We start from the raw sequence: 13,720 nt of genomic DNA on the forward strand, positions 1-13,720 counted from the left end.
CGGGTGAAAACTCACTCCGCCGCTGCGACCTTCTTCATCGGCCGCCGCTCCAGCAACTCCTTCAGGAACTGCCCCGTATAGGAACGCTTCTCCTTGACGATGGTCTCCGGCGTGCCCACCGCGACGATCTCGCCGCCGCCATCGCCGCCCTCGGGACCGAAATCGAGGATCCAGTCGGCTGTTTTGATGACCTCGAGATTGTGCTCGATGACAACGACCGAATTGCCCTGATTGACCAGCTCGTGCAGCATTTCCAGCAGCTTGGCGACGTCGTGGAAGTGCAGCCCGGTAGTGGGTTCGTCGAGGATATAGAGCGTGCGGCCAGTCGATCGCTTCGACAGTTCCTTGGCTAGCTTGACGCGCTGCGCCTCGCCACCCGAAAGCGTATTGGCCTGCTGGCCGACCTTGATGTAGCCGAGGCCGACATCCTTCAGGCTCTGCAGCTTGTCGCGCACGGCAGGAACCGCCGCAAAGAAATCGACGCCCTCCTCGACAGTCATGTCAAGCACATCGGCGATCGACTTGGTCTTGAAAGTGACGTTCAGCGTCTCTCTGTTGTAGCGCTTGCCATGGCAAACGTCGCAGGTGACGTAGACGTCGGGCAGGAAGTGCATCTCGATCTTGATGACGCCATCACCCTGGCAGGCCTCGCAGCGGCCACCCTTGACGTTGAAGGAGAAGCGGCCCGGCTGATAGCCGCGCGCCTTTGCCTCCGGCAGCCCGGCAAACCAGTCGCGGATCGGCGTGAAGGCGCCGGTATAGGTCGCCGGGTTCGATCGCGGCGTGCGGCCGATCGGCGACTGATCGATGTCGATCACCTTGTCGATATGCTCGAAGCCGTCGATGCGATCGTGATCGGCGGGGATCTCGCGCGCGCCCATCACACGCCGCGCGGCGGACTTGTACAGCGTCTCGATCAGGAAGGTGGACTTGCCGCCGCCGGAAACGCCGGTAACCGCCGTGAAGACGCCGAGCGGAATGGAGGCCGTGACATCCTTGAGGTTGTTGCCTCTTGCACCGACGACCTTGATCTCCTTGCCCTTCTTGATCTTGCGTCGCTCGTCGGGAACCGGCACGCCGAGTTCGCCGGAGAGATATTTGCCGGTCAGCGACTTCGGGTTCGCCATGATGTCCTGCGGCGTGCCATGCGCGATCACTTGGCCGCCATGCACGCCGGCTGCGGGGCCGATATCGACCACGTCGTCAGCCGACAGGATCGCATCCTCGTCATGCTCGACGACGATGACCGTGTTGCCGATATCGCGCAGATGCTTCAACGTCTCCAGAAGGCGGGCATTGTCGCGTTGGTGCAGGCCGATCGACGGCTCGTCGAGCACATAGAGCACGCCTGTCAGTCCCGAACCGATCTGCGACGCCAGCCGGATACGCTGGCTTTCGCCGCCCGAAAGCGTGCCGGAATTGCGCGACAGGCTCAGATATTCGAGACCGACGTCATTCAGGAAGCGCAGGCGATCGCGGATCTCCTTGAGGATGCGCACCGCAATCTCATTCTGCTTGTCGGTAAAGGTCTCGGGCAGCACGTCGAACCAGTCGCGGGCAACCCGGATCGACATTTCCGCGACCTGGCTGATATGCAGCTTGTTGATCTTGACCGCCAAAGCCTCCGGCTTCAGGCGATAGCCGTTGCAGGCCGGGCAGGGGGCGGCCGACATGAAGCGCTCGATCTCCTCGCGCGCCCAGGCGGAATCCGTTTCCTTCCAGCGCCGTTGGAGGTTCGGCACGATGCCTTCGAAGTTCTTGTGCGTCGTATAGGAGCGCGCACCGTCGGCATAATGGAATTCGATCTTGTCTTCCGTACCGTTGAGGATGACGTCCTTCGCCTCGTCCGACAGCTCGTTCCACCGGTTGCCAAGCTTGAAACCATAATGCTTGCCGAGGGCTTCGAGCGTCTGATTGTAATAGGGCGATGTCGATTTGGCCCATGGCGCAATGGCGCCGTCCCGCAAGGTGCGCTCCGGCTCCGGCACGATCAGATCTGGATCGATCTTCTGCTGTGACCCCAGCCCGTCGCACGAGGGGCAGGCGCCAAAGGGATTGTTGAAGGAGAACAGGCGCGGTTCGATCTCCGGAATGGTGAAGCCGGAAACCGGACAGGCGAACTTCTCCGAAAACAGCACGCGCTCATGCGTCTCGTTCAGCGATTTGTTGGCCGAGCCGCCGGCAGCGGTTTCCTCTGGTGGCAGCGGCTTGTCGGCGAACTCGGCAACGGCAAGGCCGTCGGCAAGACGCAACGAGGTTTCGAAGCTGTCGGCCAGACGAGCCGCCACATCGGGCCTGACGACGATGCGGTCGACCACGACGTCGATGTCGTGCTTGTACTTCTTGTCGAGCGCCGGCACATCGGCGATCTCGTAGAACTGCCCGTCGACCTTGACGCGCTGGAAGCCCTTTTTCATGAGCTCCGCCAGTTCCTTCTTGTATTCGCCCTTACGCCCGCGCACCAGCGGCGCCAGAATGTAGAGCCTGGTGCCTTCCTCGTAGGCGAGAACGCGGTCCACCATCTGGCTGACCGTCTGGCTCTCGATCGGCAGGCCGGTAACCGGCGAATAGGGCACGCCGACGCGCGCAAACAGCAGGCGCATGTAGTCGTAGATTTCTGTCACTGTGCCGACCGTCGAGCGCGGATTGCGCGAGGTCGTCTTCTGCTCGATCGAAATGGCCGGCGAGAGGCCGTCGATCTGGTCGACATCCGGCTTCTGCATCATTTCCAGAAACTGGCGGGCATAGGCTGACAGGCTCTCCACATAGCGGCGCTGTCCTTCGGCATAGATCGTGTCGAAGGCGAGCGACGATTTGCCGGAGCCGGAAAGCCCAGTCATGACGATCAGCTTGTTGCGCGGCAGGTCGAGATCGATGCCCTTGAGATTGTGCTCACGCGCACCACGTATGGAAATAGTCTTCAGTTCGCTCATCGTTTTACGCTGGTCCCTTGGAGTCTGCCTTTATTTAGTGATGGCTGCCCGCGAGTCGAGGCTGAAATGATGGCCGGAGCCAGGTTTTCGATTCAGTTGACACGATCATAGAGACAAACTAGAACAAATAAAGAACAAAATCGCCCTTGGATATTTCTTTGTGGATGAAGATGCCTTGGGCGGTGCTTGGATAACACCTGATGGCGGCAATGGTCTAAGGTGTGCTGGTGAAATTTAAGAGCCGTCGATGGGCGGCAAGCAGGGTGATGTCATGGCCGGTAGTGTGAACAAGGTAATTCTGGTTGGAAATCTCGGGGCGGACCCTGAAATCCGCCGCACGCAGGATGGCCGCCCGATCGCCAACCTCAATATTGCCACCTCGGAAACCTGGCGCGACCGCAATTCCGGCGAGCGCAAGGAAAAGACGGAGTGGCACCGCGTTGTCATTTTCAATGAAGGTCTCTGCAAGGTCGCCGAGCAATATTTGAAGAAAGGCGCCAAGGTTTATATCGAGGGCGCGCTTCAGACCCGCAAGTGGCAGGATCAGAACGGCCAGGATAAGTATTCGACCGAAATCGTGCTGCAGGGCTTCAACTCGACGCTGACCATGCTGGACGGTCGCGGCGAGGGCGGTGGCTCTGTTGAGGGCGGCGGTCGTGGTGGACGCGGCGGCGGCGACTTTGGTGGCGGCGATTACGGCGGTGGTGACGACTATGGTCAGTCTTCACCGCCATCTGGTGGCCGCGGCGCAGCAAGCGGTAGCCGTGGCGGCGCGCCAAGCGGCGGCGGTGGCAATTTCTCGCGCGATCTGGACGACGATATTCCGTTTTGAGCTTGGTGGTACGAGCAGCCGGATTTTCGAAGGCCTGCCTTATCGGCGGGCCTTTTTCATGGAAGCTTCAACGCTGCCCGCGCACCATCCACGACAAACTGGGCGGCAAGTGCGGCGAGGATCACACCGAGCAATCGCGTGAGGATGGCTCTGCCAGTCGCGCCGAGCATACGGTCGAGCCTGTCCGAAATGGCAAGGGCTGCGAAGACGAGCCCAAGATTGACGGCGATGACGCCGATCAACTGCGCCCGGTCGAGCGTGGTCTGCAACGAGCTTGCTAGCAGGATCGTGGCCGAGATCGCGCCCGGGCCGGCAATCAAGGGCAGGGCCAGCGGGAAGACCGCGATGTTGCGGATATGATCCTGCGTGATCGCGATCTCCGTCGTCTTTTCCTTTCTGTCCTGCCGCCGCTCGAACACCATCTCGAAGGCGATCCAGAACAGCAGCAGACCGCCGGCGATGCGGAAGGCTCCGATGGAAATGCCGAGAACGCCGAGCACGCTCGCGCCGAACAGGGCGAAGGCCGCCAGGATGAAGAGGGCTATCAGTGAACCCCGCAGCGCCACCTGCTTGCGTTCGGCGCGGTTCATGCCGGCGGTGAGGCCGATGAACAGCGGCGCCAGGCCTGGCGGATCGACGGTGACGAGCAGTGTGGTGAAGGCATTGATCAGCGTATCTGCGCTCGCCATATGGTCCCCGGCAACGGTTCTTTGTCGTTGTTATGACCCATTGTTATGCGAGGAATAGGCTTTCGCAAAGCGCAATGCGGCGCTATAGGCATGTTGCGCCACGGAAATGTTCGATTTCACGGCTTAAAGGGCAAAAGCCTGTTCAAAAACATCGGGCTAAATTGGCGCTCGCCAGGCCTTTCGGCTATAAATTTCGCAGTGATTCTAAAAGAGATCGTGATCTGTTTTGACTGAGCAAACACCACCCGGCGGCGGGAAGCTCCCGCCAGGCATCGAGCCGATTTCCATCATGGAGGAAATGCAGCGATCGTATCTCGATTACGCCATGAGCGTGATCGTCAGTCGCGCGCTTCCCGATGTCCGTGATGGTCTCAAGCCCGTCCATCGGCGTATCCTCTATGCTGCGCATGAAAGCGGCTATCACTGGAACCGCAAATACGTGAAGTCGGCTCGTCCGGTCGCCGACGTCATGGGTAAATACCATCCGCATGGCGACGCCTCGATCTATGACGCCTTGGTCCGCATGGCGCAGCACTGGTCGCTGCGCGTACCGCTCATCGATGGGCAGGGAAATTTTGGTTCGATCGATGGCGATCCACCGGCAGCGATGCGTTACACGGAATCGCGCCTGACGAAGGTCGCCCATGAGCTTCTTGAGGATATCGACAAGGAAACGGTCGATTTCCAGGAAAACTACGATGCGACGACGGAAGAACCGAAGGTTCTGCCGGCCCGCTTCCCCAACCTGCTCGTCAACGGCTCCGGCGGCATTGCCGTCGGCATGGCGACGAATATTCCGCCGCACAATCTCTCGGAAGTGGTCAACGGCTGTATTGCCCTGATCGACAATCCGGCGATCGAACTGCCTGAGATCATGGAGATCATCCCCGGCCCGGATTTCCCAACCGGCGCCAAGATCCTCGGCCGTGCGGGTATCCGATCCGCTTATGAGACGGGCCGTGGCTCCGTCGTCATGCGCGGTGTCGCCGTCATCGAGCCGATGCGTGGCGATCGCGAACACATCATCATCACCGAAATTCCCTATCAGGTGAACAAGGCGTCGATGATCGAGAAGATGGCCGAGCTGGTGCGCGACAAGCGTATCGAAGGCATCTCCGATCTGCGCGACGAATCCGACCGTCAGGGCTATCGCGTCGTCGTCGAGCTGAAGCGCGATGCCAATGCCGAGGTCATCCTCAACCAGCTTTATCGCTATACGCCGCTGCAGACCTCCTTCGGCTGCAACATGGTGGCGCTGAACGGTGGAAAACCCGAACAGCTGAACCTGCTGGATATGCTGCGCGCCTTCGTGGCCTTCCGCGAAGAAGTGATCAGCCGTCGCACCAAGTACCTGCTGCGCAAGGCGCGCGATCGTGCGCACGTCTTGGTCGGCCTCGCGATCGCCGTCGCCAATATCGACGAAGTCATTCGCGTCATTCGTGGCGCTCCGGATCCGCAGTCGGCGCGTGAAGAACTGATGACGCGCCGCTGGCCGGCGGCGGATGTCGAATCCCTTATCCAGCTAATTGATGACCCGCGCCATCGCATAAACGAGGACGGCACCTACAACCTTTCGGAAGAACAGGCGCGTGCCATTCTCGAACTGCGCCTGGCACGTCTGACCGCTCTCGGCCGCGACGAAATCGACGAAGAGCTCAACCAGATCGGCGTCGAGATCAAGGATTACCTCGATATTCTCTCTTCTCGCGTCCGCATCCAAACCATTGTAAAAGAAGAGCTTATCGCCGTTCGCGACGAGTTCGGCACGCCGCGCCGTACCGAGATCGTCGATGGCGGTCTCGAGATGGACGACGAGGACCTGATTGCTCGTGAGGACATGGTCGTCACCGTGTCGCATCTCGGCTACATTAAGCGCGTGCCGCTGACGACCTATCGCGCGCAGCGTCGCGGCGGCAAGGGCCGCTCGGGAATGACCACGCGCGACGAGGATTTCGTTACCCGGCTATTTGTTCTCAATACGCATACGCCGGTGCTGTTCTTCTCCTCGCGCGGCATCGTCTACAAGGAAAAGGTCTGGCGCCTGCCGATCGGCACGCCGACCTCGCGCGGCAAGGCGCTGATCAACATGCTGCCGCTGGAGCATGGTGAGCGCATCACCACGATCATGCCCCTGCCGGAAGACGAGACCACATGGGATAATCTCGACGTGATGTTCACGACGACGCGCGGAACCGTGCGCCGCAACAAGCTGTCCGATTTCGTCCAGGTCAACCGCAACGGCAAGATCGCCATGAAGCTGGAGGAGGCGGGTGATGAAATCCTCTCCGTCGAGACCTGCACCGAGCATGACGATGTGCTGATGACGACTGCGCTCGGCCAGTGCATCCGCTTCTCGGTTTCGGATGTGCGCGTCTTTGCCGGCCGCAATTCCGTCGGTGTTCGCGGCATCAGCCTGGCGTCGGGCGACAGCATCATTTCAATGACGATCGTCCGCCATGTCGATGCGGAACCCTGGGAGCGTGCGGCCTATCTGAAGCGCTCGGTCATCGACCGCCGGTCGACGACCGGTGACGACGAAGAAATCGCGCTGGTTGGCGAGGAGGTCACCGAAGAGGGACAGCTGAGCGACGAGCGCTACGAAGAGCTGAAGGCGCTGGAGCAATTCGTTCTGACGGTTTCGGAAAAGGGCTTCGGCAAGCGATCCTCGTCTTACGATTTCCGTATCTCCGGCCGTGGTGGCAAGGGTATCCGCGCCACCGACACGTCGAAGACCGGCGAGATCGGCAAGCTCGTTGCCGCCTTCCCGGTCGAGGACAGCGATCAGATCATGCTTGTCTCGGACGGCGGTCAGTTGATCCGTGTGCCCGTTGGCGGCATCCGCATCGCCAGCCGCGCTACCAAGGGCGTGACCATCTTCTCGACCGCCAAGGACGAGAATGTCGTCTCCGTGGAACGCATCAGCGAGCCCGAAGGCGAAGACGATGCAGTGATCGAGGATGACGGCACGGCCACTGGCGAGCCAGGAGAAGCTGCCGGCGACATCGAGGGCGCAAGCGAGGAATAAGTTCGCTGCGTCCGGCAACGCAAGCGGGGTTCAACTCCGTCCGTGGTCAAAAGTAGAGTGTCTACAAACGCATAAGCCTGCCTGAAAAGCAGACTTATGCGTTTGTTTTTGGGCGATACGCACGAGCGGTGGATGAGCTGGTCTCTATTCCGGCCGCCTGCTGCTCAAGGAAAAGGCGGCCGCACGTCCAGGCTGCCCCGGTCCAGTTGCGCCAGAACTTCGCCATAGCCGAAACGGGAGTGCCATCCAAGCACGGCACCCGCCGAAGTCGAGGCGTAGATGCGATCGATCGTTCGCGGCAAGGGCCACTTTCGGCGTTCGAACTCGGCGGCGAGTGCGGGCACGCGCAGCCTGATGACAGACGCCGCATCGATCGCGAGATCCTCGCAGTCTCCGCGCTCGAAAAGCGTTCCGACAGAAACGATATGGCGTTGAAAATGATCGCCGCCATTCCTCAATGCCGCCGCATGGGCGTCGGCCACGTCCCGGATGTCGACTCCGCGATGCAATCGATAGACGGCCATCACATTTCCCGGTTCGGGGAAACTCCGAGACATGCGCAGAATGCGCACCTGCAAATCCGGGCCCGCCATGTTCTCCAGGATTTTCTCGGCTTCCAGTTTCGTGCGATGGTAGATGCTTCTAGGTTGCGGTTCGGTGGTCTCGTCGATCCATATGCAGCGGCCTGGCACGACCGCGTGACCATAGAGTGCCGTGGTGCTGGTGAATACCAGTCGCTTGACGCCGGCGGCTAAAGCCACCTCTCCCAAAAGGCGTGTCCCCTCGACGTTGACGCGCCGAAATTCGTCGTCGGAGACGTTTCCGACATGAGGGGCGTGGAGCGCCGCGCTATGGATAATTGCATCCGCACCCGCCAAGGCATCCCGCAGAAGCGATGCATCGGCGAAATCCCCGACAAGATGCGTTGTCGAGAATGGAGAGCGATCGATCCCCAGGATCTCGCTATCCCCTGCCAAGGCATTGAAAATCGCGCGGCCAAGCCGCCCGGAGCTGCCCTGTTAGGACAATGCGCATCTCGATCCCTTAGCGACATGGGCAACATTCCGATTGAGGAAATCGGCATGTCCAAGGTCGCAAAATCAGGGTCCTGCCGCAACGGTAATCTGGCAACAAGATCAGCGAATTGATCGTGATATTTCATGGCATAAAAAAACCGGACGCTAAGGGAGCGTCCGGTTCAAGTCCATCCGAGCACCTGGTGGGGTAAGTGTGCTCGGTACGCGGAGATCAGAGCGTCTTGTGACGCTTATGCAGCCTCTTGCTCTCTTCGCTTTCGCGATGGAGCGCCGAAATGGTGGATGCGACGGAGACGATAAACATGATGCTGATGAAAAGCGTAAGCACCGTCAAAATCGTGAACATGATCGCTCCCTCCTTTGGTGGGACTAGCGTTCAGATCCCTTAGTATTGGCTCGAGGCAACGAAGGGGCGAGCCGAAGCAAAGGGACCATAAATCTTCGACTGGTCTGGTTTTTGATCGTAAAGCGCGATGGTAGCTGCAAGCATTCCCGAAATCATGGCCATCCAAACGACGTTAATAAGGGTGATCTTGTCGGGCATACTAATCTTCCTTCTTGCCGCAATGTGCAAATCTGTGTTTCGGACTTTAAACGCGGCGGTTCGTAAATGGTTCCGCCGTTGTTGAGAGGGTATTTAGCAATGCGTGCCTGAAGCGACCTTGAATGCCTTGTTCATCTGGCGTTCAGATTCGCGATGCGTCCTGCGCATAGCAATGGCGATTTCTTGGGCAGAACTGATGCCCTTGGCACTTTCCGAGGCCGAATCCCATTCGATCGCGTAGTTATCGGCGAAAAGATGAACGAGGTATTCGACGACAAATGAACCGATGATGGCGCCTGCGATAATGAAGACAAGCATGGCGGGATGTTCCTAGAGCCGGGGAGGCGAGCCGTTGAATCAGGCTCGTTCGATGTTGGTGCCAATAAAGCATTGGCGAGCTGAAACAGGCTTGAACGCCGTATTCATCTGCGGTTCAGAGGCGGCCTTTGGGTTGCAAATGACTTGCGATACGGCCCCATCCGTGACAAAAGGCGTCGAAACAACGAGCCGGCTTGGTATGACGACAGCCTTTTATCCCGGATCCTTCGACCCGATGACCAACGGACATTTGGATGTCCTCGTGCAGGCGCTGAATGTCGCCTCGAAGGTTATTGTCGGGATCGGTATTCATCCCGGCAAGAAGCCGCTCTTCTCCTTCGAGGAGCGGGCGGAGCTGATCCGCAGATCGCTCGCGGAGGCCGTTCCGCCAAAGGCGGGTGATATTTCCGTCGTCGCCTTCGACAATCTGGTGGTCGATGCCGCCCGCGCGCAGGGTGCGACCCTGCTGGTGCGTGGCCTGCGCGATGGCACCGATCTCGACTACGAAATGCAGATGGCCGGCATGAACAGGCAGATGGCGCCGGATATCCAGACGCTGTTTCTGCCGGCCGGCACAGCGTCACGGCCCATAACTGCCACATTGGTGCGGCAAATCGCATCCATGGGCGGCGATGTCAGCGCCTTCGTGCCGTCAGCGGTTCTGGAAGCCCTGACTGGCAAACTCAAAGATGCGGCCAGCGCCAAAAGCTGAGCTGAAATCCATTTCCGAACGGAGCACCCATGAAACTTTTCCATATCGCATTGGCAGGCTTCCTGAGCCTTGCCGCCTTCGCCGGCAGCGCATTCTCGGCAGCGGCCGCGGATCTTCTCACGATCCAGCTCAAGGATGGTCCCGTTGTCATCCAACTGATGCCGGAGGTTGCTCCCAAGCACGTCGCGCAGATCGAAGCGCTGGCGAAGAAGGGCGAATACGACAATGTCGTCTTCCACCGCGTCATCGACGGCTTCATGGCTCAAACCGGCGACGTCAAGTTCGGCAATACGACAAAGGGTTACAACGCGCAGAAGGCCGGCACCGGCGGCTCCGACTTGCCGAACCTTCCGGCCGAATTCTCCAAGGTTCCTTTCACGCGCGGCACGGTCGGCATGGCGCGCGCCCAGGACCCGAATTCCGCCAATTCGCAGTTCTTCATCATGTTCGCCGATGGCGATTCGCTGAACGGCCAGTACACGGTCGTCGGCAAGGTCATCTCCGGCATGGAGCTCGTCGACAAGATCAAGCGCGGCGAGGGGCAGAACGGCGAAGTGAGCAACCCGGACAAGATGGTCAAGGTCACCGTCACCAAGAAGTAAGTGTAGAACATATAGAACGAGGAAACGAACATGGCTGAGATCAAGGATCCCGAAAACACCCTCATCCTGGAAACCACCAAGGGCGAAGTTGTCATTCAGCTTCTGCCGCAGGTCGCTCCCGAGCATGTCGCTCGCATCAAGGAACTTGCTCGCGAAAAGGCTTATGACGGCGTCGTCTTCCATCGCGTCATCGATGGCTTCATGGCCCAGACCGGCGACGTGGAACATGGCAAAGTCGGCGGCAATACCGCCCGCGCCGGCACCGGCGGCTCGTCCAAGCCGGACCTGAAGGCTGAATTTTCCGCCACCTCGCATACGCGCGGCACCTGCTCGATGGCGCGCTCGCAGAACCCGAACTCCGCCAACTCGCAGTTCTTCATCTGCTTCACCGATGCACCCTGGCTGAACAAGCAGTATTCGGTCTGGGGTCAGGTGATCAGCGGCATGGACAATGTCGACAAGATCAAGCGTGGCGAGCCGGTGAAGGATCCGGACTCGATCGTCTCCGCTCGGGTTGCCGCCGACGTCTGATCGTGATTATTCCTGAAACCCGCCTCTTGCGCTTCGGGCGTGGGGGGCGGGTTTCGCTTTGCCTGGATGAGCTGAATGCGTGTTGACCTTTTCGATTTCGACCTGCCGGATGAGCGTATCGCGCTCAGGCCCGCCGACCCGCGCGATAGTGCGCGCCTGCTCGTCGTCGATCCGAATGACCGCGGCAACACGCTGAGCGACCATCTGGTCCGGGATCTGCCATCCTTCCTGCGCCCAGGCGACGCCGTGGTCTTCAACGATACCAGGGTGATACCGGCGCAATTGGAGGGCATTCGCCATCGCGAGGGCGCGCCCGGCCAGCAGGTCTCGGCGACCTTGCACATGCGCAGCGCGCCCGATCGCTGGAAGGCTTTCGCCAGGCCCGGCAAGCGCATCAAGATCGGCGATCGTATCCAGTTCGGCCATGGCGAGACCGTCTGTTCGCTCGGCACGCTTGACGCCACGGTCGAGGACAAGGGCGAGGGCGGTGAGATCACCCTGCTGTTCGATCTGTCCGGCCCGGCGCTGGACGAGGCAATCGCCACGGTCGGCCATATTCCCCTGCCGCCTTACATCGCAGCCAAGCGCGCGGAAGACGAGCGTGATCGCGCCGATTACCAGACGATCTATGCCCGGGAAGAGGGCGCTGTCGCAGCGCCCACAGCCGGCCTCCATTTCACCCCGGCGCTGTTTGCAGCGCTCGACGCCATGGGTGTCGAACGGCATTTCGTGACACTGCATGTTGGTGCCGGCACGTTTCTGCCGGTCAAGGCCGACGATACCGACGACCACAAGATGCATTTCGAGATCGGCTATGTCGACGCCGGGACAGCGGGCAAGCTCAATGCCGTGAAGGCGAGGGGCGGACGCATCATCTGCGTCGGGACGACGTCGCTGCGATTGATCGAAAGTGCTGCCGATGACGACGGCACCATCCAGCCCTGGCAGGGTCCCACCGGTATCTTCATCACGCCCGGCTACCGCTTCAAGGCCGTCGACATGCTGATGACCAATTTTCACCTGCCGCGCTCGACGCTGTTCATGCTCGTATCGGCCTTCGCCGGCCTCGATACGATGCGCGCGGCCTATACCCATGCTATCGAGACGGGCTATCGCTTCTATTCCTATGGCGATGGCAGCCTGCTCTACCGGAAAGACTAGGACGAGATGAGCGAGAGCTTTCAATTCCAATTGAAAAAGACCGATGGCGGTGCCCGCCTCGGCGAAGTGTCCATGCCGCGCGGCACGATCCGCACGCCGGCCTTCATGCCTGTTGGTACGGTCGGCACGGTCAAGGCGATGTATCTCGACCAGGTGCGAGAAACCGGCGCCGACATCATCCTCGGAAATACCTACCACTTGATGCTGCGCCCGACCGCCGAACGCGTCGCGCGTCTCGGTGGCCTGCACGAACTGATCCGCTGGAAACATCCGATCCTGACCGATTCCGGCGGCTTCCAGGTGATGTCGCTGTCGGGCTTGCGCAAGCTCGACGAGAAGGGCGTCACCTTCAAGTCCCATGTCGACGGCAGCCTGCATCATATGTCCCCTGAGCGCTCGATCGAGATTCAGGGACTGCTCGGTTCCGATATCCAGATGCAGCTCGACGAATGCGTGGCCCTGCCTTCGACGCCGAAGGAGATCGAGCGCGCCATGGAGATGTCCTTGCGCTGGGCGGATCGCTGCAAGGCGGCCTTCGGCGACCAGCCGGGCAAGGCGATGTTCGGCATCGTGCAGGGCGGCGATATCCCCGATCTGCGTGTCCGTTCCGCGCAAGCGTTGAGCGGATTGGATCTGAAGGGCTACGCCGTCGGCGGCCTTGCCGTCGGCGAGCCGCAGGAGGTCATGCTGCGCATGCTTGAGATCACGCTGCCCGAGCTGCCGACCGAAAAGCCGCGCTATCTGATGGGCGTCGGCACGCCGGACGACATCCTGAAATCGGTTGCGCGCGGTATCGACATGTTCGATTGCGTCATGCCGACCCGCTCCGGCCGGCATGGTCTCGCCTTCACCCGCCGCGGCAAGGTCAATATCCGCAATGCACGCCACGCCGAGGACATGCGCCCGCTCGACGAGCAGTCCAACTGCCCGGCCTCGCGTGACTACTCCCGCGCCTATCTGCACCACCTCGTCCGCGCCAACGAGGCGCTCGGTGGCATGCTGCTCTCCTGGCACAATCTTGCCTATTATCAGGAGCTGATGCAGGGCATTCGCCAGGCAATCGCCGAAGACCGCTTTGCCGATTTCATGGCGGAGACTCAGGAAAATTGGGCGAGGGGCGATCTCGAGCCGGTGTAAGCCGTGAATATCGGAGGCATTGGCGTACGCTTGCTCCCGTCACGATTTCGCGCTATTCGACGCTTGTCGAAAAAGGCAGGGTCGGTCTCGGTAAGCCCGACCCCTTCCACCCGGAAGCTCTGCTCCACGCCATCGGCGTGAGAACCCACGACGCGGAACTTGGCCATTGTGGCCGAGTGTCCCGCGTTGGCGTGGGCCG

At 60.4% G+C, this 13,720-nt stretch carries 13 protein-coding genes; 7 read left to right on the top strand and 6 right to left on the bottom strand.

What is annotated here, in order from left to right:
* Window positions 1-11 precede the first annotated feature (11 nt).
* On the bottom strand, window positions 12-2,933 hold the full coding sequence (gene uvrA, locus FHT29_RS12715; protein WP_168599724.1) for an excinuclease ABC subunit UvrA: 2,922 nt from the start codon (window positions 2,931-2,933) through the stop codon (window positions 12-14).
* A 271-nt stretch (window positions 2,934-3,204) separates the two neighbouring features.
* On the opposite strand from uvrA, the gene FHT29_RS12720 reads away from it, so the two are divergent.
* Window positions 3,205-3,765, top strand: a complete 561-nt coding sequence (locus FHT29_RS12720; RefSeq protein ID WP_037202811.1) for a single-stranded DNA-binding protein — start codon at window positions 3,205-3,207, stop codon at window positions 3,763-3,765.
* A 56-nt stretch (window positions 3,766-3,821) separates the two neighbouring features.
* Here the strand turns inward: FHT29_RS12720 and FHT29_RS12725 are convergent, their stop codons facing one another.
* Entirely contained in the window at window positions 3,822-4,454 is a 633-nt protein-coding gene (locus FHT29_RS12725) for a MarC family protein (protein WP_037202076.1), read from the bottom strand.
* 226 nt (window positions 4,455-4,680) lie between these two features.
* On the opposite strand from FHT29_RS12725, the gene gyrA reads away from it, so the two are divergent.
* Entirely contained in the window at window positions 4,681-7,479 is a 2,799-nt protein-coding gene (gene gyrA, locus FHT29_RS12730; RefSeq protein ID WP_037202078.1) for a DNA gyrase subunit A, read from the top strand.
* Window positions 7,480-7,643: 164 nt separating this feature from the next.
* Here gyrA and FHT29_RS12735 read toward each other — a convergent pair whose 3' ends face one another.
* From FHT29_RS12735 to FHT29_RS12745, 4 genes are all read right to left on the bottom strand, one after another.
* Window positions 7,644-8,456 carry an NAD(P)-dependent oxidoreductase gene (locus FHT29_RS12735; protein WP_246703028.1) on the bottom strand — a complete coding sequence of 271 codons (813 nt, stop codon included), beginning with the start codon at window positions 8,454-8,456 and terminating at the stop codon, window positions 7,644-7,646.
* Between the two features lie 271 nt (window positions 8,457-8,727).
* On the bottom strand, window positions 8,728-8,862 hold the full coding sequence (locus tag FHT29_RS34915) for a hypothetical protein (RefSeq protein WP_280518123.1): 135 nt from the start codon (window positions 8,860-8,862) through the stop codon (window positions 8,728-8,730).
* A gap of 39 nt (window positions 8,863-8,901) precedes the next feature.
* Window positions 8,902-9,060 (bottom strand): hypothetical protein, encoded by a 159-nt coding sequence (locus tag FHT29_RS12740; RefSeq protein WP_167669546.1) that lies wholly within the window; start codon window positions 9,058-9,060, stop codon window positions 8,902-8,904.
* Between the two features lie 93 nt (window positions 9,061-9,153).
* Window positions 9,154-9,378, bottom strand: coding sequence for a hypothetical protein (locus tag FHT29_RS12745; protein ID WP_047561764.1), 225 nt, complete (start codon window positions 9,376-9,378; stop codon window positions 9,154-9,156).
* A gap of 199 nt (window positions 9,379-9,577) precedes the next feature.
* Here FHT29_RS12745 and coaD point away from each other — a divergent pair, with 199 nt between their 5' ends.
* The 5 genes from coaD (at window position 9,578) to tgt (ending at window position 13,521) form a co-directional block, all read left to right on the top strand.
* Window positions 9,578-10,090: a pantetheine-phosphate adenylyltransferase gene (gene coaD, locus FHT29_RS12750; protein WP_037202812.1), complete on the top strand. Its 513-nt coding sequence runs from the start codon at window positions 9,578-9,580 to the stop codon at window positions 10,088-10,090.
* A 29-nt stretch (window positions 10,091-10,119) separates the two neighbouring features.
* Window positions 10,120-10,692, top strand: a complete 573-nt coding sequence (locus FHT29_RS12755) for a peptidylprolyl isomerase (protein ID WP_037202085.1) — start codon at window positions 10,120-10,122, stop codon at window positions 10,690-10,692.
* A 30-nt stretch (window positions 10,693-10,722) separates the two neighbouring features.
* Window positions 10,723-11,223 (top strand): peptidylprolyl isomerase, encoded by a 501-nt coding sequence (locus FHT29_RS12760; RefSeq protein WP_037202088.1) that lies wholly within the window; start codon window positions 10,723-10,725, stop codon window positions 11,221-11,223.
* 75 nt (window positions 11,224-11,298) lie between these two features.
* Window positions 11,299-12,384 carry a tRNA preQ1(34) S-adenosylmethionine ribosyltransferase-isomerase QueA gene (queA, locus tag FHT29_RS12765; RefSeq protein WP_168599725.1) on the top strand — a complete coding sequence of 362 codons (1,086 nt, stop codon included), beginning with the start codon at window positions 11,299-11,301 and terminating at the stop codon, window positions 12,382-12,384.
* A 6-nt stretch (window positions 12,385-12,390) separates the two neighbouring features.
* On the top strand, window positions 12,391-13,521 hold the full coding sequence (gene tgt / locus FHT29_RS12770; RefSeq protein ID WP_047561768.1) for a tRNA guanosine(34) transglycosylase Tgt: 1,131 nt from the start codon (window positions 12,391-12,393) through the stop codon (window positions 13,519-13,521).
* The last annotated feature ends 199 nt before the right edge of the window (window positions 13,522-13,720 follow it).

Source organism: Rhizobium sp. SG741 (assembly GCF_012275435.1).
Taxonomy (GTDB): domain Bacteria; phylum Pseudomonadota; class Alphaproteobacteria; order Rhizobiales; family Rhizobiaceae; genus Rhizobium; species Rhizobium lusitanum.

Excerpts from the sequence above, each read along its gene's own strand:
- uvrA (WP_168599724.1), bottom strand. The coding sequence starts at position 2,933 with ATGAGCGAACTGAAGACTATTTCCATACGTGGTGCGCGTGAGCACAAT.
- FHT29_RS12720 (WP_037202811.1), top strand. The coding sequence starts at position 3,205 with ATGGCCGGTAGTGTGAACAAGGTAATTCTGGTTGGAAATCTCGGGGCG.
- FHT29_RS12725 (WP_037202076.1), bottom strand. The coding sequence starts at position 4,454 with ATGGCGAGCGCAGATACGCTGATCAATGCCTTCACCACACTGCTCGTC.
- FHT29_RS34915 (WP_280518123.1), bottom strand. The coding sequence starts at position 8,862 with ATGTTCACGATTTTGACGGTGCTTACGCTTTTCATCAGCATCATGTTT.
- FHT29_RS12740 (WP_167669546.1), bottom strand. The coding sequence starts at position 9,060 with ATGCCCGACAAGATCACCCTTATTAACGTCGTTTGGATGGCCATGATT.
- FHT29_RS12745 (WP_047561764.1), bottom strand. The coding sequence starts at position 9,378 with ATGCTTGTCTTCATTATCGCAGGCGCCATCATCGGTTCATTTGTCGTC.
- coaD (WP_037202812.1), top strand. The coding sequence starts at position 9,578 with ATGACGACAGCCTTTTATCCCGGATCCTTCGACCCGATGACCAACGGA.
- FHT29_RS12755 (WP_037202085.1), top strand. The coding sequence starts at position 10,120 with ATGAAACTTTTCCATATCGCATTGGCAGGCTTCCTGAGCCTTGCCGCC.
- FHT29_RS12760 (WP_037202088.1), top strand. The coding sequence starts at position 10,723 with ATGGCTGAGATCAAGGATCCCGAAAACACCCTCATCCTGGAAACCACC.
- queA (WP_168599725.1), top strand. The coding sequence starts at position 11,299 with ATGCGTGTTGACCTTTTCGATTTCGACCTGCCGGATGAGCGTATCGCG.
- tgt (WP_047561768.1), top strand. The coding sequence starts at position 12,391 with ATGAGCGAGAGCTTTCAATTCCAATTGAAAAAGACCGATGGCGGTGCC.